This window comes from Microbacterium sp. 4-7 (assembly GCF_014332665.1).
GTDB lineage: Bacteria > Actinomycetota > Actinomycetes > Actinomycetales > Microbacteriaceae > Microbacterium.
Genome location: NZ_MCRH01000003.1, coordinates 576,405 through 600,018, shown reverse-complemented (window position 1 = coordinate 600,018; position 23,614 = coordinate 576,405). Strand labels below are relative to the sequence as shown.

General features: G+C 66.7%; 30 protein-coding genes. 6 read left to right on the top strand and 24 right to left on the bottom strand.

The window, feature by feature from the left end; all coding sequences use genetic code 11:
* The 8 genes from BEP68_RS18170 to rpsB form a co-directional block, all read right to left on the bottom strand.
* Positions 1 to 288 (bottom strand): hypothetical protein, encoded by a 288-nt coding sequence (locus tag BEP68_RS18170; RefSeq protein WP_082297804.1) that lies wholly within the window; start codon positions 286 to 288, stop codon positions 1 to 3.
* A 9-nt stretch (positions 289 to 297) separates the two neighbouring features.
* Positions 298 to 981: a transglycosylase SLT domain-containing protein gene (locus BEP68_RS06965; protein WP_315985284.1), complete on the bottom strand. Its 684-nt coding sequence runs from the start codon at positions 979 to 981 to the stop codon at positions 298 to 300.
* Between the two features lie 48 nt (positions 982 to 1,029).
* Complete coding sequence (locus BEP68_RS06960) at positions 1,030 to 1,599, bottom strand: DivIVA domain-containing protein (RefSeq protein ID WP_187249580.1); 570 nt, start codon at positions 1,597 to 1,599, stop codon at positions 1,030 to 1,032.
* 14 nt (positions 1,600 to 1,613) lie between these two features.
* Complete coding sequence (locus BEP68_RS06955) at positions 1,614 to 2,753, bottom strand: phosphatidate cytidylyltransferase (RefSeq protein ID WP_056278676.1); 1,140 nt, start codon at positions 2,751 to 2,753, stop codon at positions 1,614 to 1,616.
* A gap of 5 nt (positions 2,754 to 2,758) precedes the next feature.
* Positions 2,759 to 3,313: a ribosome recycling factor gene (frr, locus tag BEP68_RS06950; RefSeq protein ID WP_053095997.1), complete on the bottom strand. Its 555-nt coding sequence runs from the start codon at positions 3,311 to 3,313 to the stop codon at positions 2,759 to 2,761.
* A 66-nt stretch (positions 3,314 to 3,379) separates the two neighbouring features.
* Positions 3,380 to 4,096 (bottom strand): UMP kinase, encoded by a 717-nt coding sequence (gene pyrH, locus BEP68_RS06945; protein ID WP_056278675.1) that lies wholly within the window; start codon positions 4,094 to 4,096, stop codon positions 3,380 to 3,382.
* 90 nt (positions 4,097 to 4,186) lie between these two features.
* A complete protein-coding gene (gene tsf / locus BEP68_RS06940) occupies positions 4,187 to 5,014 on the bottom strand; it encodes a translation elongation factor Ts (RefSeq protein WP_053095995.1) in 828 nt (275 codons plus the stop codon).
* Between the two features lie 44 nt (positions 5,015 to 5,058).
* A complete protein-coding gene (gene rpsB / locus BEP68_RS06935; RefSeq protein ID WP_053095994.1) occupies positions 5,059 to 6,003 on the bottom strand; it encodes a 30S ribosomal protein S2 in 945 nt (314 codons plus the stop codon).
* A gap of 305 nt (positions 6,004 to 6,308) precedes the next feature.
* On the opposite strand from rpsB, the gene BEP68_RS06930 reads away from it, so the two are divergent.
* Positions 6,309 to 6,836 carry a murein hydrolase activator EnvC family protein gene (locus BEP68_RS06930; protein ID WP_187249579.1) on the top strand — a complete coding sequence of 176 codons (528 nt, stop codon included), beginning with the start codon at positions 6,309 to 6,311 and terminating at the stop codon, positions 6,834 to 6,836.
* Between the two features lie 16 nt (positions 6,837 to 6,852).
* On the opposite strand, the gene BEP68_RS06925 is transcribed toward BEP68_RS06930, so the two are convergent.
* The 9 genes from BEP68_RS06925 to BEP68_RS06885 all read right to left on the bottom strand — a co-directional run bounded on the left by BEP68_RS06925 (position 6,853) and on the right by BEP68_RS06885 (position 13,857).
* Positions 6,853 to 7,755 carry a tyrosine-type recombinase/integrase gene (locus BEP68_RS06925; protein WP_187249578.1) on the bottom strand — a complete coding sequence of 301 codons (903 nt, stop codon included), beginning with the start codon at positions 7,753 to 7,755 and terminating at the stop codon, positions 6,853 to 6,855.
* A 35-nt stretch (positions 7,756 to 7,790) separates the two neighbouring features.
* On the bottom strand, positions 7,791 to 8,972 hold the full coding sequence (dprA, locus tag BEP68_RS06920) for a DNA-processing protein DprA (protein ID WP_187249577.1): 1,182 nt from the start codon (positions 8,970 to 8,972) through the stop codon (positions 7,791 to 7,793).
* A complete protein-coding gene (locus tag BEP68_RS06915; RefSeq protein WP_187249576.1) occupies positions 8,969 to 10,498 on the bottom strand; it encodes a YifB family Mg chelatase-like AAA ATPase in 1,530 nt (509 codons plus the stop codon). Before BEP68_RS06915 ends, dprA begins: the two co-directional genes overlap by 4 nt.
* Entirely contained in the window at positions 10,495 to 10,857 is a 363-nt protein-coding gene (locus tag BEP68_RS06910; RefSeq protein ID WP_056278671.1) for a YraN family protein, read from the bottom strand. Before BEP68_RS06910 ends, BEP68_RS06915 begins: the two co-directional genes overlap by 4 nt.
* Positions 10,858 to 10,958: 101 nt before the next feature.
* The gene (locus tag BEP68_RS06905) at positions 10,959 to 11,285 is read right to left on the bottom strand and encodes a DUF2469 family protein (RefSeq protein ID WP_042541663.1); all 327 of its coding nucleotides are present in this window, start codon (positions 11,283 to 11,285) and stop codon (positions 10,959 to 10,961) included.
* 47 nt (positions 11,286 to 11,332) lie between these two features.
* The gene (locus tag BEP68_RS06900) at positions 11,333 to 11,992 is read right to left on the bottom strand and encodes a ribonuclease HII (RefSeq protein WP_053095954.1); all 660 of its coding nucleotides are present in this window, start codon (positions 11,990 to 11,992) and stop codon (positions 11,333 to 11,335) included.
* A complete protein-coding gene (gene lepB, locus BEP68_RS06895) occupies positions 11,989 to 12,723 on the bottom strand; it encodes a signal peptidase I (protein WP_053095952.1) in 735 nt (244 codons plus the stop codon). The genes BEP68_RS06900 and lepB overlap by 4 nt, the downstream gene beginning before the upstream one ends.
* Positions 12,724 to 12,841: 118 nt before the next feature.
* Positions 12,842 to 13,189, bottom strand: a complete 348-nt coding sequence (rplS, locus tag BEP68_RS06890) for a 50S ribosomal protein L19 (protein WP_053099097.1) — start codon at positions 13,187 to 13,189, stop codon at positions 12,842 to 12,844.
* 179 nt (positions 13,190 to 13,368) lie between these two features.
* Positions 13,369 to 13,857, bottom strand: a complete 489-nt coding sequence (locus BEP68_RS06885; protein ID WP_072591208.1) for an MFS transporter permease — start codon at positions 13,855 to 13,857, stop codon at positions 13,369 to 13,371.
* 121 nt (positions 13,858 to 13,978) lie between these two features.
* Here BEP68_RS06885 and map point away from each other — a divergent pair, with 121 nt between their 5' ends.
* Positions 13,979 to 14,761: a type I methionyl aminopeptidase gene (gene map, locus BEP68_RS06880; protein WP_053095949.1), complete on the top strand. Its 783-nt coding sequence runs from the start codon at positions 13,979 to 13,981 to the stop codon at positions 14,759 to 14,761.
* Here map and BEP68_RS06875 read toward each other — a convergent pair.
* Both BEP68_RS06875 and BEP68_RS06870 read right to left on the bottom strand, forming a co-directional pair.
* Positions 14,741 to 15,217, bottom strand: a complete 477-nt coding sequence (locus BEP68_RS06875) for a pyrimidine dimer DNA glycosylase/endonuclease V (protein ID WP_053095948.1) — start codon at positions 15,215 to 15,217, stop codon at positions 14,741 to 14,743. The two genes, map and BEP68_RS06875, sit on opposite strands and share 21 nt — an antisense overlap.
* Positions 15,214 to 15,951, bottom strand: a complete 738-nt coding sequence (locus BEP68_RS06870) for a class I SAM-dependent methyltransferase (RefSeq protein WP_072591207.1) — start codon at positions 15,949 to 15,951, stop codon at positions 15,214 to 15,216. Before BEP68_RS06870 ends, BEP68_RS06875 begins: the two co-directional genes overlap by 4 nt.
* A gap of 87 nt (positions 15,952 to 16,038) precedes the next feature.
* Here BEP68_RS06870 and BEP68_RS06865 point away from each other — a divergent pair, with 87 nt between their 5' ends.
* The gene (locus tag BEP68_RS06865) at positions 16,039 to 16,611 is read left to right on the top strand and encodes a histidine phosphatase family protein (RefSeq protein WP_056279048.1); all 573 of its coding nucleotides are present in this window, start codon (positions 16,039 to 16,041) and stop codon (positions 16,609 to 16,611) included.
* On the opposite strand, the gene trmD is transcribed toward BEP68_RS06865, so the two are convergent.
* Genes trmD through rpsP form a run of 4 tightly spaced genes read right to left on the bottom strand, consistent with a single transcriptional unit; the run spans position 16,608 to position 18,613 of the window.
* The gene (trmD, locus tag BEP68_RS06860) at positions 16,608 to 17,318 is read right to left on the bottom strand and encodes a tRNA (guanosine(37)-N1)-methyltransferase TrmD (RefSeq protein WP_053095944.1); all 711 of its coding nucleotides are present in this window, start codon (positions 17,316 to 17,318) and stop codon (positions 16,608 to 16,610) included. The genes BEP68_RS06865 and trmD overlap by 4 nt on opposite strands.
* A gap of 19 nt (positions 17,319 to 17,337) precedes the next feature.
* Positions 17,338 to 17,949, bottom strand: coding sequence for a ribosome maturation factor RimM (gene rimM / locus BEP68_RS06855; RefSeq protein ID WP_053095943.1), 612 nt, complete (start codon positions 17,947 to 17,949; stop codon positions 17,338 to 17,340).
* The gene (locus BEP68_RS06850) at positions 17,942 to 18,172 is read right to left on the bottom strand and encodes an RNA-binding protein (protein WP_053095941.1); all 231 of its coding nucleotides are present in this window, start codon (positions 18,170 to 18,172) and stop codon (positions 17,942 to 17,944) included. The genes rimM and BEP68_RS06850 overlap by 8 nt, the downstream gene beginning before the upstream one ends.
* A 6-nt stretch (positions 18,173 to 18,178) precedes the next feature.
* Positions 18,179 to 18,613 (bottom strand): 30S ribosomal protein S16, encoded by a 435-nt coding sequence (gene rpsP, locus BEP68_RS06845; RefSeq protein WP_053095939.1) that lies wholly within the window; start codon positions 18,611 to 18,613, stop codon positions 18,179 to 18,181.
* A gap of 209 nt (positions 18,614 to 18,822) precedes the next feature.
* On the opposite strand from rpsP, the gene BEP68_RS06840 reads away from it, so the two are divergent.
* The gene (locus BEP68_RS06840) at positions 18,823 to 19,974 is read left to right on the top strand and encodes a glutamate--cysteine ligase (protein ID WP_187249575.1); all 1,152 of its coding nucleotides are present in this window, start codon (positions 18,823 to 18,825) and stop codon (positions 19,972 to 19,974) included.
* A 2-nt stretch (positions 19,975 to 19,976) separates the two neighbouring features.
* On the opposite strand, the gene BEP68_RS06835 is transcribed toward BEP68_RS06840, so the two are convergent.
* Positions 19,977 to 20,948 (bottom strand): sugar-binding transcriptional regulator, encoded by a 972-nt coding sequence (locus BEP68_RS06835; RefSeq protein ID WP_053099094.1) that lies wholly within the window; start codon positions 20,946 to 20,948, stop codon positions 19,977 to 19,979.
* A 100-nt stretch (positions 20,949 to 21,048) separates the two neighbouring features.
* Here BEP68_RS06835 and BEP68_RS06830 point away from each other — a divergent pair, with 100 nt between their 5' ends.
* Both BEP68_RS06830 and BEP68_RS06825 read left to right on the top strand, forming a co-directional pair.
* Entirely contained in the window at positions 21,049 to 22,758 is a 1,710-nt protein-coding gene (locus tag BEP68_RS06830; RefSeq protein ID WP_053095938.1) for a glycerol-3-phosphate dehydrogenase/oxidase, read from the top strand.
* Between the two features lie 92 nt (positions 22,759 to 22,850).
* A complete protein-coding gene (locus BEP68_RS06825; protein ID WP_053095936.1) occupies positions 22,851 to 23,603 on the top strand; it encodes an MIP/aquaporin family protein in 753 nt (250 codons plus the stop codon).
* Positions 23,604 to 23,614 lie beyond the last annotated feature (11 nt).

The window sequence follows — 23,614 nt, the reverse complement described above, 5'->3', positions numbered from 1 at the left end:
TCACGCAATCCTCCAACAGTGTGTGTGCCAATGCCTGCGTGCCGCGAGGTCTGCGGCGTCACCGAGCACCCCGTCTGCGCGCCAGATCACGAGGTGAGCGGTCCCGGGAACAACCGATCGACCGCACCCAGGACAGATGTACTCCTTCAGCGCCTGAGCTGCCGACACCGGCTGGACGGTCCACTCGGACCCACGACGGACTTCCGTGCGCTTCCAGGACGAGAGGAGTCGATCGAGCGAATCGTCGGTGTCAGGGCGCGTCGGACGGCGTCTGCGAGAGCGGGCCATGAGGCCGACTCACCACCAGTGGTTGTTCGTCCAGAAGGCGTGGGCGCCCGCCCAGCTTCCGTATCGACCCGTGGCGTATCCCGTTGCCCAGCGCAGGTTGTCCACCGGGTCGTAGCCATTGCCGGGAACCTTGCTGCATGGCAGAGCCTGGACGAGCCCACACGCTCCAGAGGACTTGTTCGTCGCGTTCGGGTTCCAGCCGCTCTCGCGGGAGACGATGTAGTCGACGAAGCCCCAGTCGGACTCCGCGATGCCCGCTGCTGCCATCCACTCCGCAGGGGCTCCCCCGCCGGTGTAGTACAGAGGAGCACTGGGACCGGGTTTCGATGACCCGGATGACCCGGACGACGCGGTCGTCGGTGTCGGGGTGGGAGTCGGCTTGGGCGTCACGTAGACCGAGAACGATCCACGCTGAACCGGTGCGATAGCGGCACCCTCTGCGGTCACCGTGAGATTCTGCGTCTGCGTGAGCGCCGCTGAGTACGCCGACTCGGGGCCTTCCGTCTCAGGCTGCTGAGCCAGCGCGACGCCGGTCGGGGCGACCATCGCGGCCGCGAAACCCACGACCGCGAGGGCGCTGACGAAACCGACGACGCCCCGTCGGCGGCTACCGCTGCGCGCCGAAAGCGCCGCCGATGCAGGCACCGGCGTGACGTCTTTGCGATGAGGTGTGATGTCGTTTCGGGAGTTCACGATGAGTGGCAGTCTACCCGGTGAGGCGTGAGTCGGCCATCAGAACGCTCAGCGAACCGCCAGGATCACATCGACGGTAGCGTCGAGAAGGGCATCCACCTGCTCTTCCCGGTACCCGCCGCGCTGCATGCGGAACGCCGCCGAACGCAGCTGCTCGGCCGTCAGCGGTTCGCCGTCTCGCAGATAGCGGGCGATGCGGGTGCCCACATGGTCGACCTCGTCGATGCGATACCCGAAGGTGAGGACGCCCGTGCGCGCGAAACGCTGACGCTTCGGACGCGCGAGGTGGTCGAGGATGATCTGGGCATCGTCTCGTGCCTGCTCGACCCATGCCCCCGCGCCCTGCGACCGGACGGCCCGGTCACGCGCGCGAGCCGCCAGCGCGTCCTCGACTCTCCCGAGCGCGGCATCGACCTCTGCCACGACATAGCCGTTCTTCACGAGCGGGAAGGACGCCACGCGTACGTCGGCTGCGCCGAGATCGTCCGCGTCGCCTTCGAATGCCGCCCGAGCGGCTGCCAGGAACGTGTCGACCGCTGCGCGGTGATAGCCGCGCACGCGACCGGTCGTCACAGAGAACGCGGCCGGAGGCTGAACCGAACCGTCCGATGTTCGCATGTCGTCGGAGACCATCACAGCACCACCCAGGAGGAGAAGAGGAAATACAGGCATAGCGCGGGCACCGTCGACGGAAGGATGCTGTCGAGTCGATCGAGGAGCCCGCCGTGACCGGGCAGCCAGGAGCTCATGTCCTTGATTCCGAGATCACGCTTGAGCATGGACTCCCCGAGGTCGCCGAGGGTCGCGGACAGCAGGATGGCGACGCCGAAGATCACGCCGATCCACCACGGCAGATGCAACAGGAAGATCGCGAGGAGGACACCCGCCGTGATGGAACCCACCACGGCTCCACCGAACCCTTCCCACGTCTTCTTGGGACTGATTCGCGGGGCCATCGGATGCCGGCCGAAGGCCAGCCCGGCGGCATACGCGCCGGTGTCCGCCACGACGGCGATGGCGATGAAGCTCAGCACCCACCACTGGCCACCCTCCTGCTTGAGCAGGATCAGGGCGACCGCCGCGAGGAACGGCACGTAGATCTGAACGAAGCCTCCGATGACGGCATCCGTCAGCACATCGCCGTAGGTTCTGCCGTCCTTGGCGACCATCTGGGCGACCAACCGCCACACGATCACGAATGCGACGGCGAAGAACAGCATCACCCAGACGAACCACAGGTCGAGGAAGAACGCGGACAGCACGAGCAGCGTCGCCGCCACGAACTGAGCGATCACGTCGATCCGCCGCCCGGACGCGCGCAGTGCCAGGGAAAGCTCGTACACCCCGAGCAGCGCCGCTGCCAACGCGAACGGCACGAAGAGGACCTTGATGAACAGCAGCGAGGCGAGCAGGGCGGCGCCGAACGCCAGCCCGATCAGCGTCGCGAGGATCAGGTCACGCCCTGTGCGCTCCTTGATGCGCTCGTTCGCCTGGTCGAGCTGCCCGCGAGCATTCGTGACGTGGGTCCCGAACTCGTCGCGTGCGGCACGCCACTGCTCTCTGATCGCGTTGTGATCAGCTGTGTCCAACGGAGACTCCGTCATAGCGCGCTCCTCGGCGGGGAGAGGTGGACGTGGCGGGATGCTCGTCGCGTCGAACGCCGGGAAGGCGCCGTCGACCAGCGGGATGGCGCCGGTCGAGGTCGACGAGTCGCGTGCCTCCCGGCGCGTCTGCGGCTTGTCGGTGCCGTCATCGGTGCGTTCGTCGGACATGCCGCCTACACCTCGAGGAGCTCAGCCTCTTTGCGCTTGAGTGCGTCGTCGATGAGGTCGACGTGCTGGCGCGTGAGGGCGTCGAGTTCCTTCTCTCCGCGAGAGATCTCGTCTTCTCCGAGCTCGCTCTTGAGACCGTCGAGTTCGTCCTTGGCCTTGCGACGGATGCCGCGCACGTGCACCTTGGCGTCCTCGGCCTTGGTCTTGACCAGCTTGACGTACTCCTTGCGGCGCTCAGCCGTGAGCTCGGGCATCGTCACGCGGACGAGGTTGCCGTCGTTCGTGGGGTTCGCGCCGAGGTTCGGCATGTCCCGGATCGCCTGCTCGATCCCCTTCAGAGCACTCTTGTCGTAGGGAGTGATGATGAGGGTGCGCGCCTCCTGGTTCGCCAGAGAGGCGAGCTGGGCGAGCGGCGTCGGCGTTCCGTAGTAGTCGACGAGCACCTTCTGGAAGAGCTGCGGGTTGGCGCGACCCGTGCGCACCGTGGAGAAGTCCTCCTTGGCGGCCTCGACCGCTCGTGCCATACGGGAGGTGGTTTCAGCGAGGACATCCGCGATCACGGTGACTCCTATCGTCGGGGTGTTCTGAAATTCTATCGGGCGCGGCGCGTGAGCACCGTCAGGGACTCAGGCCGTGACGAGAGTGCCGATCGGCTCTCCGAGGAGCGCACGCGTGACATTGCCCGCGGGCTCCATGCCGAACACCCTCATGTCCATGTTGTTGTCCATGCAGAGGCTGAACGCGGTCGAGTCGACCACCTTGAGGCCGCGCTGAAGGGCATCGCGGTAGGTCACGCGCTCGATGCGCTCGGCGTCGGCGTGCTTGTTCGGGTCCGCGGTGTAGATGGCGTCGACGCCGTTCTTGGCCACGAGCACCTCCTGCGCCCCGATCTCCAGCGCGCGCTGCGCGGCGACCGTGTCGGTGGAGAAGTACGGGAGGCCCGCTCCGGCGCCGAAGATGACGACGCGGCCCTTCTCCATGTGCCGCTCGGCCCGCAGCGGGATGTACGGCTCGGCGACCTGCGTCATCGAGATCGCGGACTGCACGCGGGTCGGCGCTCCGGCCTGCTCGAGGAAGTCCTGCAGCGCGAGGGCGTTCATCACCGTGCCGAGCATGCCCATGTAGTCGGCTCGCCCCCGGTCCATTCCGCGCTGGCTGAGTTCCGCTCCGCGGAAGAAGTTGCCGCCGCCGACGACGATCGCGATCTCTACGCGGTCGACGGCCGCGGCGATGTCACGGGCGATCTGGCTGACGACGTCGGGGTTGACGCCGAGCTGTCCGGCGCCGAACGCCTCACCGGAGAGCTTCAGGAGAACGCGACGGCGTCCGTTGCCTTCGGTCATGGGGGTGTTCCTCTCGTCCCGATTCAAGATAGTGCCTTCTGGGCATGAAGAAGGGGTTCGGATCATGTGATCCGAACCCCTTCGACGGTGTTACGCGCCGACCTTGAAGCGCGCGAAGTCCGTCACGGTGATACCGGCGTCCTTCGCCACCTGGGCGACGGAGAGCTTGTTGTCCTTCGCGTAGTCCTGCTCGAGCAGTGCGACCTGCTTGATGAACGCGGAGACACGGCCCTCGACGATCTTGGGCAGAGCCGCTTCCGGCTTGCCCTCGTTGCGGGAGATCTCGGTGACGATCTCGCGCTCCTTCTCCACGGCGTCAGCCGGGACGTCCTCGCGGGACAGGTACGACGGGTTCGCGAACGAGATGTGCTGCGCGATGCTGCGAGCGGTCTCGGCGTTGTCACCCGTGTAGGCGACGACGACGCCGATCTGCGGCGGAAGGTCCTTGCTCGTGCGGTGCAGGTAGACCTCGACGTTGTCGCCCGTGATCGTGCGAACGCGACGAAGTTCGACCTTCTCGCCGATGATCGCAGCCTCTTCCGAGATGACCTGCTCGACGCTCTTGTCGCCTGCCTGGGCGGCGAGTCCGGCCTCGACCGAGTCGGCCTTGACGGCCGCGACAGCGTCGGCGACCTTGTCGGCCAGTGCGATGAAGCGCTCGTTCTTCGCGACGAAGTCCGTCTCGCAGGCGAGCTCGATCAGCGTCACTGCGCCGTCCTGCTCGCGAGCGACGATGAGGCCCTCGCTGGTCGAACGGTCGGCACGCTTCGCGTTGCCCTTGGCACCCTTGAGACGCAGGATCTCGGTGGCCTTCTCGACGTCTCCGTCGGCCTCCTCGAGCGCCTTCTTGGTGTCGACCATTCCCGTTCCGAGCTGCTCACGCAGCGCCTTGAGGTCGGCGATGGTGAAGTTGGCCATGTGTGGTGGCTCCTTGCTTCGTGATGTGTGTGGTGGTCGCGGAATTACTTGGCGTCTGCTGCCTCGGCGGCGGCGACCTCAGCGGTCTCCTCACCGGAAGCGGCAGCGATGGCCTCGTCGTGCGCCTCGGCGCCGGCCTCGTCAGCAGCGGTCTCGTCGGCAGCGGGGGTCTCGACGGTGGCAGCCTCGTCAGCTGCGGCGTCATCGACCTCTGCGGCGTCAGCCGACTCCTGCACGGGAGCCTCGAGGAGCTCCTTCTCCCAGTCGGCGAGCGGCTCAGCGTCACCCGTCTCGGGGTTGTGCTTCTGCTGCAGGCCCTCTGCCGCTGCGTCCGCGATGATGCGGGTGAGCAGCGAGACGGAGCGGATGGCGTCATCGTTGCCGGGGATCGGGTACTGGAAGTCGTCCGGGTCGGCGTTGGTGTCGAGAATGCCGATCACCGGGATGCCGAGCTTCTTGGCCTCGTCGATGGCGAGGTGCTCGCGCTTGGCGTCGACGACCCAGAGAGCGGACGGCGTCTTGGTGAGGTTGCGGATACCACCGAGCGACTTGTGCAGCTTGTCGAGCTCGCGCTTCTTGAGAAGGAGTTCCTTCTTGGTGAAGCCCGAGGCAGCCGGGTTCTCGTAGTCGAGCTCCTCGAGCTCCTTCATGCGAGCGAGACGCTTCGCGATGGTCTGGAAGTTGGTGAGGAGTCCACCGAGCCAGCGCTGGTTGACGTAGGGCTGGCCGACGCGCGTGGCCTGCTCCGCGAGGATCTCCTGCGCCTGCTTCTTCGTGCCGACGAAGAGGATCGTGCCGCCGTGCGCAACGGTCTCCTTGACGAAGTCGTAGGCCTTGTCGATGTAGCCGAGCGACTGCTGGAGGTCGATGATGTGGATGCCGCTGCGCTCCGTGAGGATGAAGCGCTTGACCTTCGGGTTCCACCGACGGGTCTGGTGTCCGAAGTGCACGCCGCTGTCGAGCAGCTGGCGGATGGTGACCACAGCCATGGTCGTCTCCTTGTTCCGGCGCGATTCTGCGCCCTTGAGGTTGTCGAGTCGATCGGACGACCGAACTCCCTGGTGCCCGGCGCACACCCGCCTGAGTGGAATCAGGACCAGTGGGAGTGGATGCCACGACCGAAGTCGCTCTGGGCACGCGTAGTCACCCCGAGATCGAGGTGCTCCAACAGCATACAGGATGCGGCGGCCTCACTCCTCCTGCACGATGCACCGAAGCCATGTCTTCCCCACATGGATCGCGGGGGTTGCGATGACGCTTCCCTCCGCCGGCGGGAGCGACGGACCATTGCCTCATGAACTCCCGCGCACGCGCGACCGTCGCGTTCCTTCTGCTGGTCGCCCTGATTCTCGTCGCTCCGATCCCGACGCGTGCGCACGCGTCATCCGCGGAAGGTGCGAAGTATCCCGTCTGGCTCTGGCCGACCGATGAGCGCCGCGCGATCGCGTCGCCGTATCGCGCTCCCGCGCACGAGTACGGTGCCGGCCATCGAGGGATGGACCTCGCGACGACGCCGGGGGCTGTGATCCGCGCTCCCGCCGACGGGACGATCGCATTCCGCGGAACCGTCGTCGACAGGCCTCTGATCACGATCGAGCACCCCGGTGGCTACGTGTCGACGTTCGAGCCGTTGTCCTCCGAGCTCTCGCCGGGAGACGCGATCTCATCGGGGCAGGTGATCGGCACCGTGGCTGCCGGTGGCCACGCGGCGCCCGGCACTCTGCACCTCGGTGTGCGAATGGATGGCGCGTACATCAACCCGATGCTCCTCTTCGGCGCCGTACCCAGGGCGGTGCTGCTCCCCTGCTGCACGACCCCATGAATCGGTGACCGGGTGTTCAGGCGCGCGGGTGTGCGAGGCGATACGTCGCGGTCAGCCGTTCGGCGGACACGTGGGTGTAGATCTGGGTCGTGCCGAGACTCGCATGGCCGAGGATCTCCTGCACCGCTCGCAAGTCCGCGCCGCCGTCCAGGAGGTGGGTCGCGGCAGTGTGTCTCAGCGCATGCGGGCCGACCGTGTCCGCCCCGATGAACGGTGCGAGCACCTCGGCGACGAGCGAATAGACCGCGCGCGGTCCGATCCGCGCGCCTCGACTGCCGAGCAGCAGAGCCGGGGCCGGTCGGGCAGCTCGTGCGGCGAGTGAGGGGCGCCCTCGAGACAGGTAGGCACCGGTGGCATCACGTGCAGGAGCACCGTAGGGCACCACCCTCTCTTTCGCGCCTTTTCCCAACACGCGCGCCGTGCCCCGGTCGAGGTCCAGATCGTCGACATCGAGTCCGCACAGCTCGGAGACTCGGATCCCTGCCCCGTACAGCAGCTCGAGAATCGCATGGTCGCGGAGCGCGATCGGATCACCGGCGGCGGCGGCGTGCCGTTGCGCCTCGAGAAGAGTCGTCATCGCGTCCTGAGAGGCGATGACGGGCAGCGTCCGCCCCCGCTTCGGGGCTACCAGCCGGAGGCTCGGATCGTGTGCGACGAGCTGCTGCTCCTGCGCCCAGCCGAAGAAGGACCGCGCCGCCGCGGCGCGCCGCGCGAGTGTTGACCGCGCGTCCCCCCGTTGAGTCGCGCGCCACAGCCAGTCGCGCAGTGTCTCGAGTGTGACGTCTTCGAGCTCGCGATCGCCGACGGTCTCCGCGAGATCCCGGAGATCAGATCGGTAGGCCCGCACAGTCGCTGAAGACAGCCGACGCACTCGGGAGAGATGCTCGGTGAAGGCGTGTGCTGCTGCCTGGAACTGCATGGATCAAGTGTGCAGGAGCGCGAATCCGCGCGGTGTCAGCCGCGCCGCTCTCCGTCCGGCCGTTTCTGCCATCCGCTCTCGACGCGCGTGACAATCCCATCCAGCTCCAGGAGCCCGAGGAGGGCGCCGATCCTCTCGGGAGCGAGCCCCGATCTTCGGGACAGCTCGAGAACGGGTCGTGCGGAGCGACTGCTCAGGGCGTCGAGCACCCGAGACCGATCCGGGTCCGTGGCTCCGCCAACGGTCGTCCCGGGTGCGGCGTCACCCCACAACTCGCGTATCTCGGCGGTGGTCGTGACGCATCTCGCGTCGTATTCACGAAGAAGCCGATGACAGCCGGCCGACGATGCGGAGGTCACAGGCCCAGGCACCGCACCGAGCGGCCGTCCGAGCGCAGCCGCGTGTCCTGCGGTGTTCAGTGAACCGCTCCGCCACCCTGCCTCCACCACGACCGTCGCGTCGCTGATAGCGGCGATGAGTCTGTTGCGCGAGAGGAATCGCCACTTCGTCGGCGCGGTGCCGCAGGGCACTTCGCTCACCACGGCTCCGGTCTCCACGATTCTCCGCAGCAGCTGCTGATGGCCTTGGGGATACGCGCGATCGACTCCCCCGGCGAGGAAGGCCACGGTCTTGCCGCTCACGCCGAGGGCGGCCCGATGAGCTGCCCCGTCGATGCCGTACGCTCCGCCGGATACGACGACCGTGCCGGAGGCTGCGAGCTCGCCGGCGAAGTCACCGGCGAGCATCTCTCCATAACCGCTGGCCGCCCTCGCGCCCACGATCGCGACTCGGCTCGGAGCCGTGAGCAGCGCCGGGTCTCCGCGAACCCAGAGCACTGTCGGCGCATGCACCCCGAGGTCGTCGAGAGATCTCGGCCAGAGGTCGTCCCCCGGCAGAAGCAGCCGAGCGCCGACCTCGGCTGCTGCACGGATCGCATCGAGAACGCTGCGCGCATCCGCGCGGACCATCCACCTGGCTCGTCCCTCGGCGAGAGTCCGTTCACTGACCTCCGAACTCGCCACGGCCCCTCCGCCGATCGCCAGCCCCAGTGATGCCACTGCGCCCCGCTCCGCGATGAGCGCTCCGGCGACTCCGTCCCCCGGCTCGGTGAGGACTGACCACGACACTCGTGCCAGCGCCTCGTCCAGGTCATCGACTAGTCGCACCTGTCGCAGCGATCGCCGCACCGCCGCATCGCCTCTGAGAGACTCGATCACGATAGGTATCCCCTCTTCAAGAACAGTGCCCGTCCTATTTCTTCCCGACCTGGACTGTCGACCTCGGCGAGGTCCGCCATGGTCCAAGCCAGCCGCAGAACCCTGTCATAGCCGCGAAGAGTGAGAGCTCCCCGCTCGAGAGCCCTGTCCAGTGGCGCCCTTGCCTCTGCGGCGATCCGCAGATCGAGTTGCCTCAATCGGGCGCCCGGAACTTCGCTGTTGCGGCCCCACGGTGTCCCCCGCCACCGCGAGACCGCCCGCTCACGCGCCTGCATGACTCTCGCTCGAGCTCGCTCGCTCGTCACCTCCGTACGGTCGCCGATCATGGCCCGAGCAGCAGACACGCGCGAGACATGCAGCTCGATATCGACCCGGTCGCGAAGCGGACCGGAGAGTCGGGTCGAGTATCTCCGGATCGCCAACGACGGACATGTGCATTCCGCACCGCGCACCCCGTAATTGCCGCACGGGCACGGATTGAGCGCCATGACCAGTTGGAAGCGTGCGGGGAACTGTGCGGTGACGCCCGATCGACTCACCTCGATGACGCCGGACTCGAGCGGCTGCCGCAGTGCGTCGAGCGCGACTCTCGAGAATTCCGCTGCTTCGTCGAGGAAGAGCACACCTCTGTGCGCGCGAGAGATGGCGCCAGGACGAACAGACCTCGTGCCGCCTCCGACGAGCGCCGCAACCGAGGCGCTGTGGTGAGGCGACTCCATCGGCGGCGTGGCGTCGAGAACCCGCACCGCCTCGCCGGTGAGTGAGCGGATCGAGGCCACTTCGAGAGCCTCGTCGTCGGAGAGACTCGGAAGTATGCCGGGGAGCCGACGCGCGAGCATGGTCTTACCTGCGCCTGGCGGGCCGCTGAGCAGCATGTGGTGGCCTCCTGCTGCCGCGACGATCAGCGCCTCGACGGCCTCGTCCTGGCCGACGACGTCCGCGAGGTCCAGCCTCTCGCGATGCTCCGGCGCGAGTGTCGCCGAGGCGACCGGATCGGCATCGAGCACGTCGATCTCTGCGCCGTGCCAGACGGCGACCTGCGAAAGACTCGCTGCTGCGCGAACCTCGATTCCGGGCACCAGCCTCGCCTCCGCCTCGTTGCCCCACGGCACGATCACGGTGTCGAACCCCGCACGCGCAGCGGCGAAGACGGACGGGAGCACCCCGGGCACGGGACGGAGCCGGCCGTCGAGTCCGAGTTCGCCGAGATGCACCGTTCCCGCGATGGACCGCGTCGACAGCGCTCCCCCTGCCGCGAGAGCGGCGACCGCGATGCTCAGGTCGAAACCGGCTCCCTGCTTGGGGAGGCTGGCGGGCGAGAGGTTGACCGTGAGCCGGCGGCGCGGAAGATCGAGTTGCGTGTTCTTGCAGGCGTTGTGAACCCGCTGAACCGCCTCGCCGAGCGCTTTGTCCGGCAGGCCGATGATCTTGAAGTCGGGGGTCTGGTTCGAGATGTCGGCTTCGACCTCGACCATGTGCCCGTCGACCCCGGTGAGCGCGACCGCCCACGTGCGGGCCGTCTTCACGACACGTCCACGAGATGTTCGAGAGTGCTGTGCTGCGGGTCGGCTCCGATGATCCCGATCGCCTCGATCCGGATCACGAGGCCGACCGCCTGTTCGGGATGGTCGGCCGCCCACGCATGAGCCAATCGCCACAGTCGTCGGATCTTGCGGGAATCCACGGCCTCGAACGGGTGTCCGTGGGAGATCGTCCGTCGTGTCTTGACCTCGACGATGGCGAGGTGGTGACCGCGACAGGCGACGATGTCGATCTCGCCCTGCGCACATCGCCAGTTGCGGTCGAGGACCACATATCCGATGCCGGTCAGATACCGAACCGCATGTTCTTCGCCGGATCTACCGAGCTCGTCTTTCGCTGCCATGAAGACAGCCTGTCGATCGAGATCGACGACCGCGCTTCAGGAGTGGGGACGTTGCGGAGTGCGGGGACAGCCCATCAGAAAGCCGGACTGTGCAGAAGTGGTCACTCCCCGTCGAGCGACAGCTCCTGGGGCAGCTCGAACTCGCGGCGCTGAAGCTCTTCGACGTTGACGTCCTTGAACGTCAGCACGCGCACAGCCTTCACGAAGCGGTCGGCACGATAGATGTCCCACACCCAGACGTCACTCATCGAGATCTCGAAGTAGAAGTCGTGCTCGGTGTCACGACGCACGACGTTCACCTCGTTGGCGAGGTAGAACCGGCGTTCCGTCTCGACAACGTACTGGAACTGCGCGACGACATCGCGGTATTCGCGGAACAGCGCCAGCTCGAGCTCGCGGTCGTAGTCGTCGAAGGCTTCCTCATCCATGATCACTCCATCCTAGAGTCGGCGACGCGTCGATGACGCACGCAGGCTCAGAACAGAGTCGGGACATCCGCGATCGCCCAGGATGATCGGTGGTGTGGAGAGAGCCCGAGGCTGCGGATCGCATCGCGATGCTCGAGGCTCGCGTATCCCTTGTTCCGGTCCCACTGGTACGCGGGATGACCCTCGTGGAGCTCCGCCATGTAGGTGTCCCTCGCCACTTTCGCGATCACCGATGCCGCCGAGACCGATGCGCAGTCGCGGTCGCCCTTGACGACCGGTCGCACCCGTAGAGGCACCGGATGCACCCGCGAGACATAGTCGTGGTTGCCGTCGAGGAGCACCAGAGCCCCGTCGAGGCGAACTCCCGAATCGACGACGCTCTGCACGGCGCGCGACGCTGCAAGACCGAGCGCTCGCATGATGCCCACCTCGTCGACCTCGGCCGCGCTGGCCCAACCGACTCCAGAAGCCTGCACCCATGCCGCGGCTCGCGCAGCGACATCGGGCCGACGCCGCTCGGTGACCAGCTTCGAATCCCGAAGCCCTTCGGGAACGCGGCGGCGCGCCCCTGCCGCATCCATCACGGCAGCTCCGACCGCCACCGGCCCGGCAAGCGCACCGCGTCCGACCTCATCGAGGGAGATGATCAGATCGCACTCGCTCAGCAGCCTGCGCTCCAGAGTGAGCTTCGGAGCGACGACGGTCATTCCGGATCCGGGACGCCGTTGAAGCTGTCATGGTGGCCGTCGATCGTGCCCAGACGGTCGAAGGGCCACGTGGTGAAGAACGCCTTGCCCACGACGTTCTCGATCGGGACGAAGCCGCCACTCGGAAGATCCTGATGCGCCCGCGAGTCGCGCGAGCGATCACGGTTGTCTCCGAGGAGCCACAGCGACCCATCCGGCACGACCACGTCGAACGGATCGTTCGACGCTGCAGTGTCGCCGTCTGGCAGGTTGAGGTAGCTGAGCTCGTCGATGGGCGCTCCGTTGACCGTGATCTGTCCGAGCGCGTTGCAGCAGACGACGTGGTCACCCGGGAGACCGATCACACGCTTGACGAGGTGATCCTGCGAATCCGTGGCCGAGATCCCGACGACGTTGAGCATCCAGTCGAAAGCCTCGACGAGAGGCGGCTGCGCAGGAGTCTGCGGCTGGCCGTCGAGCCACCCGCCCGGGTCCTTGAAGACCACGACGTCGCCGCGTTCGTAGGCGGTCCACCGCGGCGTCAGCTCGTCCACGAGGATCCGATCGTTGACCAGGAGAGTTCGTTCCATCGACGCGGACGGGATGTAGAAGGAGCGGACGATGAAGGTCTTGACGACGAAGGAGACGAGCGCCGCGATGACGACGATCACGAGGACGTCGCGCAGGAACACGAGGAACCCACGACGCCGCTTCGTCGGTCGAGCGGACGCGGCGGCGGAGTCAGTCGTCATGGGGTTTCCTTCACAGTCTCGCACCGCACGGAGACGGCAGTATCAAGGGTCGCACACCCCGGGGAGAACACAGCACCCCGGGACATCGTGTCCCGGGGTGCTGTGGAGAGCCTGCGCGTCAGTTGTCGCGCTTCTCCTTGATCTTGGCCTTCTTGCCCCGCAGCTGACGGAGGTAGTAGAGCTTCGCGCGACGCACGTCACCGCGGGTGACGACCTCGATGTGGTCGATCACCGGGGAGTGCACCGGGAACGTACGCTCGACGCCCACCTGGAAGCTGATCTTGCGAACGGTGAAGGTCTCACGCACGCCGTCGCCCTGGCGGCCGATGACGACGCCCTTGAAGACCTGGATACGCGAGCGGGTGCCCTCGGTGATGTTCACGTGCACGTTGACCGTGTCACCGGGGTGGAAGACGGGAACGTCTGAACGCAGGGATGCTGCGTCGACGGCGTCGAGGATCTGCATGATCGTCTCTCTCTGCACTCGCCTCAGGTCGGTTGCATGCTGTAAGTAGGAATAAGAAGAAGTGTGTGCTGAACGGCGCCGAAGCGTCCGTGGGCTCCCCTGAGGCAGAACCGGTCACGGCACAAACACTCATTCTGCCATGGATGCCGCACACGGCCAAAACGTCGCGTGCGTTTCCGTCACTCCGGCGAGTCCTTCTCCCGGATGACGAAGACCTCTCGCACGCGGGTCTCCGGCGCGGGCTCGTCGACGCCGGGAACGGTGGACCACGAGATGGTCTCGCGGATCCGTGCTCCGCTTCCCTTCGCCTCGTTCCACAGCTGCCAGAGCTGCAGCCAGACCAGACCGATGCCGACGACGACGGCGGCGGCGAGAAGCCAGCCGAACGCGCCGTCGATGAAGCATCCGACAGCGATGGTCAGCCCGTGCCAGAGCGTGAAACCGCCGACATCCCACCACGAGACGGCCCTCTCGACCCGCACCGACGGGCGAGACCGAGTCAGGAGCGTGAGAAGAAGCTGGCCGACGAACACGGAGGGGACCGCGATGAAGAGGACCCAGAGGATGGCCCAACCGCCTTGGAAGACGCCCCACCCCACGAGCAACCAGAGCGGCAGGAGGAACGCTGCCGGAATGAGCCACCGGAAGAACGCCTGACGCAACCACATGTCACAAATCGTACGACGGCGTGCGGCCGATGATCCAGGTGTTCGCTCTGAGCACGCGGCCTCGAGGCGGACGCCCGTCACCCGGAGATCGGGGAGAATGGAGAGGACGAGAGGACACCCGATGATCGAACTGCGCACCCCTGCCGAGATCGACGAGATGCGCGCCGCCGGTCGCTTCGTGGCCGAGACCCTGGCGACCCTGCGCGACGAGACGAAGGTCGGCACGAACCTGCTGTCGATCGATCGCCGAGCGCACGACATGATCCGCAAGGCCGGAGCGGAGTCCTGCTACATCGACTACCACCCGTCCTTCGGCGCCAGTCCCTTCGGCAAGGTGATCTGCACCTCGATCAACGACGCTGTACTGCACGGCCTCCCCCACGACTACACGCTGCGAGACGGCGACCTGGTGTCGCTCGATTTCGCCGTCTCCGTCGACGGATGGGTGGCCGACTCCGCGGTGTCCTTCGTCGTCGGCACTCCCCGCGACGAGGACCTCCGCATCATCGAGACGACAGAGCGCGCTCTCGCTGCGGCCATCGACGCCGCCGTGGTCGGCAACCGGATCGGTGACATCTCAGCCGCCATCGCCGCGATCTCACACGGCGAGGGGTATTCGATCAACACCGACTTCGGCGGTCACGGTGTCGGACGCATCATGCACGGCGACCCCCACGTCCCCAACGACGGTCGCGCCGGACGTGGATTCCCGTTGCGCGAGGGCCTCGTGTTCGCGTTGGAACCGTGGCTGCTCGAGACCACGGACGAACTCGTGACCGATCCCGACGGATGGACCCTGCGGAGTGTGGACGGTTCCAGGGGCGCGCATTCGGAGCACACCGTGGCCGTGACGGCCGATGGCCCGATCGTCCTCACCGACAGGTCATTCCTCGGCGTTCGCTGACCCGCGGGGCTCAGCCGGCGGCAGCGCGCGTTCCCACGCGGCGACCGGACCCTCGAGGACGTGGAACGCCGGATGCGGTTCGGGCACCGAGACCGCGGACCAGAGTCCGAGCACGTCGGGATTGCGCTCCGCGAGCTTCGCGCTGAGATGCGACCATTCCAGCGCGAGCTGGCCGGTGGTCACGGACAGGATCGACTCACCTCTCGCATCCGGTCGATCGATTCGCGATCGGTCGAAGGTATAGCTGCGCACGTCCGCCTCGACGGCGACGCCCCGAAGGTACGCGCCGATGGCATCGAGCGGATCGGGATAGGCACGGAACCGCTCCAGTTGGGGGTGACCGGTGTAGCCACGGGTTCGCCCGGCGAGCACCGCTTGAGCGAGCAGTGCCTCCCGCCAGCAGGCCACCAGACCCTGGCGATCGAGGTACTGCGGGTGCAGTGACCAGATCCTCATGCGCGCCGATAGACGAACACGTCGGTGATGATCGGCAACTCGAGCTGTTCGCGCCCGCGTGTGTCCGGGTCCCCGTCGAGCACCGCTTCGATGGCGGTCGTCATCACCGAACGCGCATCGTCGTCGGCCACGAGGAAGGTGCTCACCGTCGACCAGCGACGGAGGTACGCCTCGCGGCTGATCTGCTCCGTCCAGTGGATCGATTCGCTCGTCACGAACGTGAATCCGGGGAGCTCCGCCGCGGCGGTGCTGGTCGTTCCGTCCGTGTCAGCGACCGCGGGGTGCGCGATACGGTGCGCTGCTCGATCCCACGAACTCGACGGATCCGAGTGGTTCCAGACCAGCCCGAGAGTTCCGCCCGGCGTGAGGATGCGCGAGATCTCCGCACAGGCAGACTCACGATCGAACCAATGGAACGCCTGCGCGACGGCGACGACATCCGCCGTGCCGTCCGGCAACGGAATCCGCTCGGCACTGCCGATGAGGCCTTCCACATCCGGAAGCTTGGCTCGCAGAACCGACAGCATCTGCTCGGAGGGCTCGACAGCGATCACACGTTCCGCTCGGGCCGACAGCAGTTCCGTGAATTTCCCGGTGCCCGCGCCGAGGTCCAGCGCAGTCCCGATGCGCTGTGGTGCGATGAGCTCGACCGCCTCCACGGGGAATCCGGGACGGTAGCGGTCGTAATCCGCCCCGATCGTCTCGAACGACTTCGCCAGCACCTCATCGACCATGGTGCGACGCTATCAGCCGCCGATTCCGCCAGTACGGAGGCGACGCGGCTATGCCATCCTGAGTCCATGATTCCGGAGGATCGGCATGTGCCAGAACACCTGTTCCTGGTGCGGCACGGGCAGACCCGCTGGAACCTCGATCATCGGCTGCACGGACAACTCGACTCGCCTCTGACCGAGGACGGCATCCTTCAGGCGCAGAGCGTCGCCGCGCGCCTCGTCGACCGAGGCATCACCACCGTGTGCTCCAGCCCGCTCGGCCGCGCGCTCCGGACCGCGGTCATCGTCGCCGATCGGATCGGCGCAGATCTCGTGGAGGTACCGGAGCTCGCCGAGCTCCATCACGGTGAGATGGCCGGCCTGACCTGGTCCGAGATCGATGAACGATTCCCCACCGCCCGCGAGGATCGGGCTGAGAACCGATATGGTTGGGCATTTCCCGGAGGTGAGAGCTACGCCCAGGCGAAGGGACGTGCCCGCCGGGCACTGTCGGTGTGCGGGTGGGCTTCGTCCGGGATCCCGCTGCTGGTGAGTCACGAGATGATCGGTCGGCTGTTGCGTGCGGAGCTCCGGGGCCTGGCCCCCGCATCCGCGCTCTCGCTGCGGCACCCTCAGGGCGTGGTGTTCGAGATCGACTCGGGGATCGAACGGATCGTCTAGCGGTCGTCGTCCGGCAGCAGATCCGGGCGCCGACGTCGCGTCCGTTCGATCTGCTGATCCCGCCGCCAGGAAGCGATCACGCCGTGATTGCCGCTCAGCAGCACGTCCGGCACCGGTCGCTCTCGCCACACCGACGGCTTCGTGTAAGACGGGTACTCGAGGAGTCCGTCCTCGTGAGACTCCTCGACGAGGCTCGCCGGATTTCCCACGACACCGGGGATCAGGCGACCGATGGCCTCGATCATCGCCATCGTCGCCACTTCCCCGCCGTTGAGGACGTAATCGCCGAGACTGATGAGCCGCACCTCGCCGAGCGATGAGGCGTATTCGAACACCCGCTCGTCGATCCCCTCGTATCGACCGCATCCGAAGATGAGGTGGTCGCGAGTGCTGAGATCGCGTGCGGTGGCCTGCGTGAAGACCTCGCCTGCGGGCGAGGGGAAGATGATCGTGGGCCGACTGCCCTCTTCGGACGGAGCAGATGATGCCAGCTCGTCGAGCGCGAGCCCCCAGGGCTCCGGCTTCATCACCATCCCCGCCCCGCCCCCGTAGGGGGTGTCGTCCACGGTGCGGTGACGATCAGACGTCCACTCGCGGAGGTCTCGGACACGCAGGTCGAGGATGCCGGTACTCTGCGCCTTCCCGAGCAGGGAGAGCGTCAGACCGTCGAAGTACGACGGGAAGATCGAGAGGACGTCGATGCGCACTGGCGGGCCGAACGAGGGATCAGTCAGTGGCGTCGGAGTCGGAGGACTCCCCCGCCTCCGTCGCATCGGACGCGTCAGGGAGCTCTTCGAAGAGGCCCGCAGGCGGCGTGACGATGACGCGCCCGGCGCTGATGTCGACCGTGGGAACGATCGCCTGGACGAACGGCACCATGATGTCCTGCTCGCCGGACCTGACGATGAGCAGATCCTGCGCAGGGAAATGCTCGACGCGAGCCACCTTGCCCACGACGACGCCGTCACGGACGACGTCGAGACCCACGAGCTGATGGTCGAACCACGCGTTGTCCTCGACCTCGTCGTTGTCCTGATCGATCCAGAGGATGGCTCGGACGAGAGTCTCTGCGCCCTCGCGATCGTCGACATCCTTGAGGAAGACGACGGGGTTTCCGTTCATCACGCGGTATTCGCGAACGACGACGGTCTTGCCGTGCCACGGAGATGCCTCGGGCACCTGCAACGTGAACTCGGCTCCCGGAGTGAATCGGCGTTCCGGGTTGTCGGTGTACAGCTCGAGCTTGAGAGCGCCCTTGAGGCCGTGGGCCTTGACGAGGCGCCCCACCCGGAGCTGGTTCTTGCCCTGGTTGCGGTCCTTGGACACCACGTCAGTCATCCGCGACGTCGACCCGGACACGCCGCCCATCCGCGAGAGCGGCGATGAGCGTGCGCAGTGCTTTTGCGGTGCGGCCGCCGCGCCCGATCACTCGACCACGGTCGTCGGGGTGCACACGCACCTCGAGCAGGTCGCCTCTCGGCGTCGTGGAAGCGTTGATGCGGACATCTTCAGGGTGATCGACGATCCCCTTGACGATGTGTTCGAGCGCGGCGGCGAGCACGACGAATTACTCTGCGTCGGCGGCGGGAGCCTCTGCGGCCTCCGCGTCGGCCTTGGCGGGAGCCTCCTCAGCGGGGGCCTCCACCTTCTTCTCGGCCTTGGGCTTGACGACGGACTTCTTGGACGCGTCGATCTCGAACGGAACCTTGGGCTCCTTGACCTTCAGCGTGGACTTCGCGTCCTTGTCGCCCTTGAACTTGCCCCAGTCGCCCGTGATCTTGAGCAGAGCAGCGACCTGCTCGGTCGGCTGAGCGCCGACGGAGAGCCAGTACTGCGCACGGTCGGAGTCGATCTCGATGAACGAGGGCTCCTCGGTGGGGTGGTACTTGCCGATCTCCTCGATCACGCGACCATCGCGCTTGGTCTTCGAGTCGGCGACGACGATGCGGTAGTACGGCGCACGGATCTTGCCCAGGCGCTTGAGACGAATCTTGACAGCCACGATTCTCCTGAATTGTGTGGAAGGTAACGAACCGATCGCCTGGAGAGTGGGGTGCACACCCGGCGGAAGCTCAAATAGGGAGGACGAGTGCTGGATAGAGGGTCGAGCACGTCGTCCGACCTTCTATTCTGCCAGATCCGCGGCCCAGGAGCGAAACGCGGCGACACGACGGTTGCCGTGTCGCCGACAGCGCGTGTCAGACTGTGCTCGTGAAGCTCGATTTCGCGCCATCGGCCCGGTCCACCGTCGGTCTCGAGTGGGAGATCATGCTCGCCGATCCGGTGAGCGGTGATCTCGTCGGCCGCGCCCCCGAGCTGCTGTCGGCACTCGAGGATGAGAGTGCAGAAGAACGGCACACCGTGACGGGCGAGCTCCTCACCAACACGATCGAGGTCACCAGCGGCATCGGCGATTCCGTGGCCCATGCCGTGGACGACATCGCCAACGCGATCACCGCTGTTCGTGCGGCGACGGATCCGGCCGGCATCGAGCTGCTCTCAGCCGGCAGTCACCCGTTCGCGCAGTGGTACCACCAGGAAGTGACCGACAAGACGCGCTACCACACCCTGATCGAGCGCACCCAGTGGTGGGGTCGGAACATGATGATCTGGGGGATCCACGTCCACATCGGCGTGGAGGATCAGCGCAAGGTCATCCCGATCATCAACGCCCTCGCCGCTTATCTCCCGCATCTGCAGGCTCTCTCCGCCTCGAGTCCGTTCTGGGCCGGTGAGCGCACCGGGTACGCTTCGAACCGTGCTCTGGTGTTCCAGCAGCTGCCCACTGCGGGGCTCCCGTGGCCGCTGCGGGACTGGTCGGAGTACGAGGCCTACCTCGACGACATGGTGCGCACCGGTGTGATGTCGGACGCCACCGAAGTGCGCTGGGACATCCGGCCCGCACCGCGGTGGGGGACGATCGAGGTGCGGGCATGCGACGGGCTCTCCACGCTGCCGGAGCTCGCGGCGGTGGCCGCGCTCGTGCAGGTCCTGGTCGAGCATCTCTCGCGTCAGATGGACGAGGGACTCCCCCTCGCGCAGATGCCTGCCTGGTACCACCGGGAGAACAAGTGGCGTGCCGCGCGCTACGGCTTGGACGCGCGGGTGATCGTCGACGCCGCCGGAACCCAGCGTCCCGTGCGGGAGCATCTTGCGGAGGTGCTCGAGGAGCTCGCCCCGGTCGCGGTCGAACTCGGCTGCGTGCGTGAGTTCGGCAGCATCGAGACGATCCTCACGGACGGCGCGAGCTACGAGCGTCAGCTGACGATCGCGAACGCGACGGGCGGCGACCTCGGTGCAGTCGTCCAGCATCTGATACGAGAGTTCCGCTCCGGCCCGGAATCCTCGACCGACGAGCCGTAGGGTCAGTCCTCGACGAGCCTGCGCGCGAGTCCTTCATCGAGCACCACGTCCGTGATGAGGTCGGCGGCGATGGCGGCGCGGAGGCTGGCGAGCTTCGGAACACCGGACACCACGCACACGCGTCGGGGCACCCGCCGCAGCCGGTCGAGACCCGGACCCGTCGCCCGTGCGTTGACACGGATGTCCCTCCAGGACCCGTCCGCGCGGAAGAAGACCGTGGCCACGTCGCCGATCGCATGGTCCTCCCGGAGGCTCCGGTAGTCGTCGCGACCGAGATAGCCGCCGACGTACACGCGACTGGGGACCTCCGCGGCCGGAGAGCCGAGACTGAACACGGCGATGTCCATCTTCGACTGCAGGTCGAGCACCCGCAGAGTGCTCCGCTCTCGCCACATCGCCTCGCGCGTCGAGGGATCGTCGAAGAACGCGGGCACGGGGAACTGCTGCACCTGCGCACCGAACGCGCTGCCGAAGCGCTGGAGGATGTCGCTCGAGTACTCGACCCCGCTGGTCTGCGTGTTCCCGGCACCGTTCAACTGCACGAACGTCGTGTTGTGCGTCTCCTTCTGCGTGAGACCACGACTGACCGCGCTGATCGTGGATCCCCACGCGACACCCACGATCATGTTCGAGTCGACGAACTGCGACAGCAGTCGCCCTGCGGTCAGGGCCACCCGCTCGAGCCTCTCGACCTCGCTGACGATCTCGGGGATGGGCACGACGTGGGCCACGAGGCGATGCCTGTCCCGGATGCGCTGCTCCAGCATGCCGAGTCGCTCGAGAGGCGAATTGATGCGTATGTCCACGAGTCCGCTCTCGCGGGCGAAGCTGAGCAGGCGAGACACCGATGATCGCGAGGTCTTCAGCTCCTGCGCGATCACCTCCATGGTCTTGTCCTGCATGTAGTAGAGCTGTGCCGCGGTGAGCGCGGCGATCAGCTTGGAATCGCGCGATCCCGCGTCAGACTGGCGCATGACGACCTCCTCGAGTCGATCTTTGCACATATGTGCAACGGGCTTGCGCGTGGTGGGCGATCAGGTCGAAGCTGGGAGCACGCACAGAGAAGGGTCGAAGATGATCGAGTCGACACACTCATCACCGGAACGCGCGGCAGTCCGCGCCGTCCGTGAGTCCGGACGCACGAGCGTCCTTGTCATCGGAGCCGGGATCAACGGGATCTCCGCGTTCCGTGATCTGGCGCTGCAGGGCGTCGACGTACTGCTCGTCGAGCGAGGCGACTTCGCCTCCGGCGCGTCGGCGGCGTCGAGCCACATGATCCACGGCGGCATCCGCTATCTCGAGAACGGCGAGTTCCGACTCGTGCGCGAATCGGTCGAAGAGCGCAACGGTCTGCTGAAGATCGCCCCGCACTACGTCAAGCCGCTCGAGACGACGATCCCCATCTACTCGACCTTCTCCGGCATCCTGTCCGCTCCCCTGCGCTTCCTCACGCACAAGAGCGGCAAGCCCCAGGAGCGTGGAGCGTTCCTGATCAAGGTCGGACTGACGATCTACGACACGTTCTCCCGCGACGGCGGCATGGTGCCCCGTCACCGGTTCCTGGGTCGCAAGCGCTCGCTCGCCGAGCTCCCCTCGCTCGACCCGAACATCAAGTACACGGCCACCTACTACGACGCGTCGATGCACGACCCGGAGCGCCTCGCGCTCGACGTCCTGCAGGACGGACGCGCCGCACACCCCGGCGCCGTCGCACTGAACTACGTCGAGGCGATCGCGCGCGACGGCGAGAAGGTCGTCCTCCGCGATCGTGAGAGCGGGACCGAGTTCACCGTCACCGCCGATGTCGTCGTGAACGCATCCGGTCCGTGGACCGATCTCACCAACGACGCGCTGGGCAACGACACGCGTTTCATGGGCGGCACCAAGGGATCCCACATCGTCCTCGACCACCCCGAGCTCCTCGAGGCGACGCGCGGACGCGAGATCTTCTTCGAGCACTCCGACGGTCGCATCGTCCTGATCTACCCGCTCAAGGGTCGCGTTCTCGTGGGAACGACCGACATCGATGCAGACCCCCGCGAGGTCCCGGTGTGCACCGAGGAGGAGATCGACTACTTCTTCGACCTCATCCACCACGTCTTCCCGACGATCGACGTGACCCGCGAGCAGATCGTCTTCAACTTCTCGGGGATCCGTCCGCTCCCCCGGCACGAGGACACCGCACCGGGATTCGTCTCTCGCGACTATCGCATCGAAGTCGACGAGAAGGGTGCCGCCCCTCTCGTGAGCCTCGTCGGAGGCAAGTGGACCACCTTCCGAGCCCTCGGCGAATCGCTCTCCGATGTGGTGCTCGGTCTGATCGGTCGCACCCGCACCGTGTCCACCGCCGGACGCGCCATCGGCGGAGGCCGTGACTTCCCGCGCACCGAGAAGGCACGTCGCATCTGGATCCAGGAGAACCTGCCCGGAGCCGGCGATCGCGCCGAGCGTCTTCTCGCCCGATACGGAACCCGCGCCGCGCAGGTCTGGGAGTTCATCGAGCAGGGAGACGACGCGCCTCTGGTCGGCGGCGACCTCTCGACGCGTGAGCTGGCATGGATGGTCGAGAACGAGATGGTCGCGCGACTGCAGGACGTCGTTCTGCGCCGCACCAGCATCGCTTTCACCGGCAACGCCGACGCGGATGTGCTCGAAGAGCTTGCAGACGCGCTGTCTCCTCTGCTCGACTGGGATCGCGCACGGCACGATGCCGAACTCGAGCAGACGCGGGCGCTGCTGAACGAACGCCATGGACTCCAGATCTCGTCACGCGCACGCGGCTGACGAGACATCCGAACACCGCCCTCCACGCGGTGTAATTCCCAACAAGTGCCAGGGCTAAGGGGCCCTGGCACTCAAGAAAGGTCAATGAAGACATGACTGAAGTGAATCTCGGTCTCTACTTCCTCTCGGAGTTCGTCGGCACAGCGCTGCTGATCCTCCTCGGATGTGGTGTGGTCGCCAACGTCGCGCTAGCCAAGAACAAGGGCTTCGGCGGCGGTTTCCTGATGGTCAACTGGGGATGGGGTCTCGCGGTCTTCGTGGGTGTCCTCGCCTCCGCCTACTCCGGCGCCATCCTGAACCCTGCTGTCGGCATCGGCCTTCTCGTCGCAGGCAAGATCGACTTCTCTCAGTTCGCGGTCGCGACCGGTGCTGAGCTGCTCGGCGCGATCGTCGGTGCGATCCTCACCTGGCTGGCCTACAAGCAGCACTTCGACGAGGAGCCCGACCCCGCCAACAAGCTCGGCGTCTTCTCGACCGGTCCCGCGATCCGCTCGTACGGCTGGAACCTCGTCACCGAGGTCATCGGCACGTTCGTCCTCGTGTTCGCGGTCTTCGCGTTCGCTGACTACGGCGACATCGAGATCGGCGTCCCCGGAGGCCTCGGCCCGCTCAGCGCCCTTCCCGTCGCACTCGTCGTGGTCGCCATCGGTGCATCGCTCGGTGGACCGACCGGATACGCGATCAACCCGGCACGTGACCTCGGCCCCCGCATCGCCCACGCCATCCTCCCGATCAAGGGCAAGGGTTCCAGCGACTGGTCCTACTCGTGGGTCCCGGTCGTCGGTCCGCTCATCGGTGGTGTCCTCGCCGCCGTCGCTGCGCCGGTACTGCTCAACCTCGCCTGAACCCGAACCTG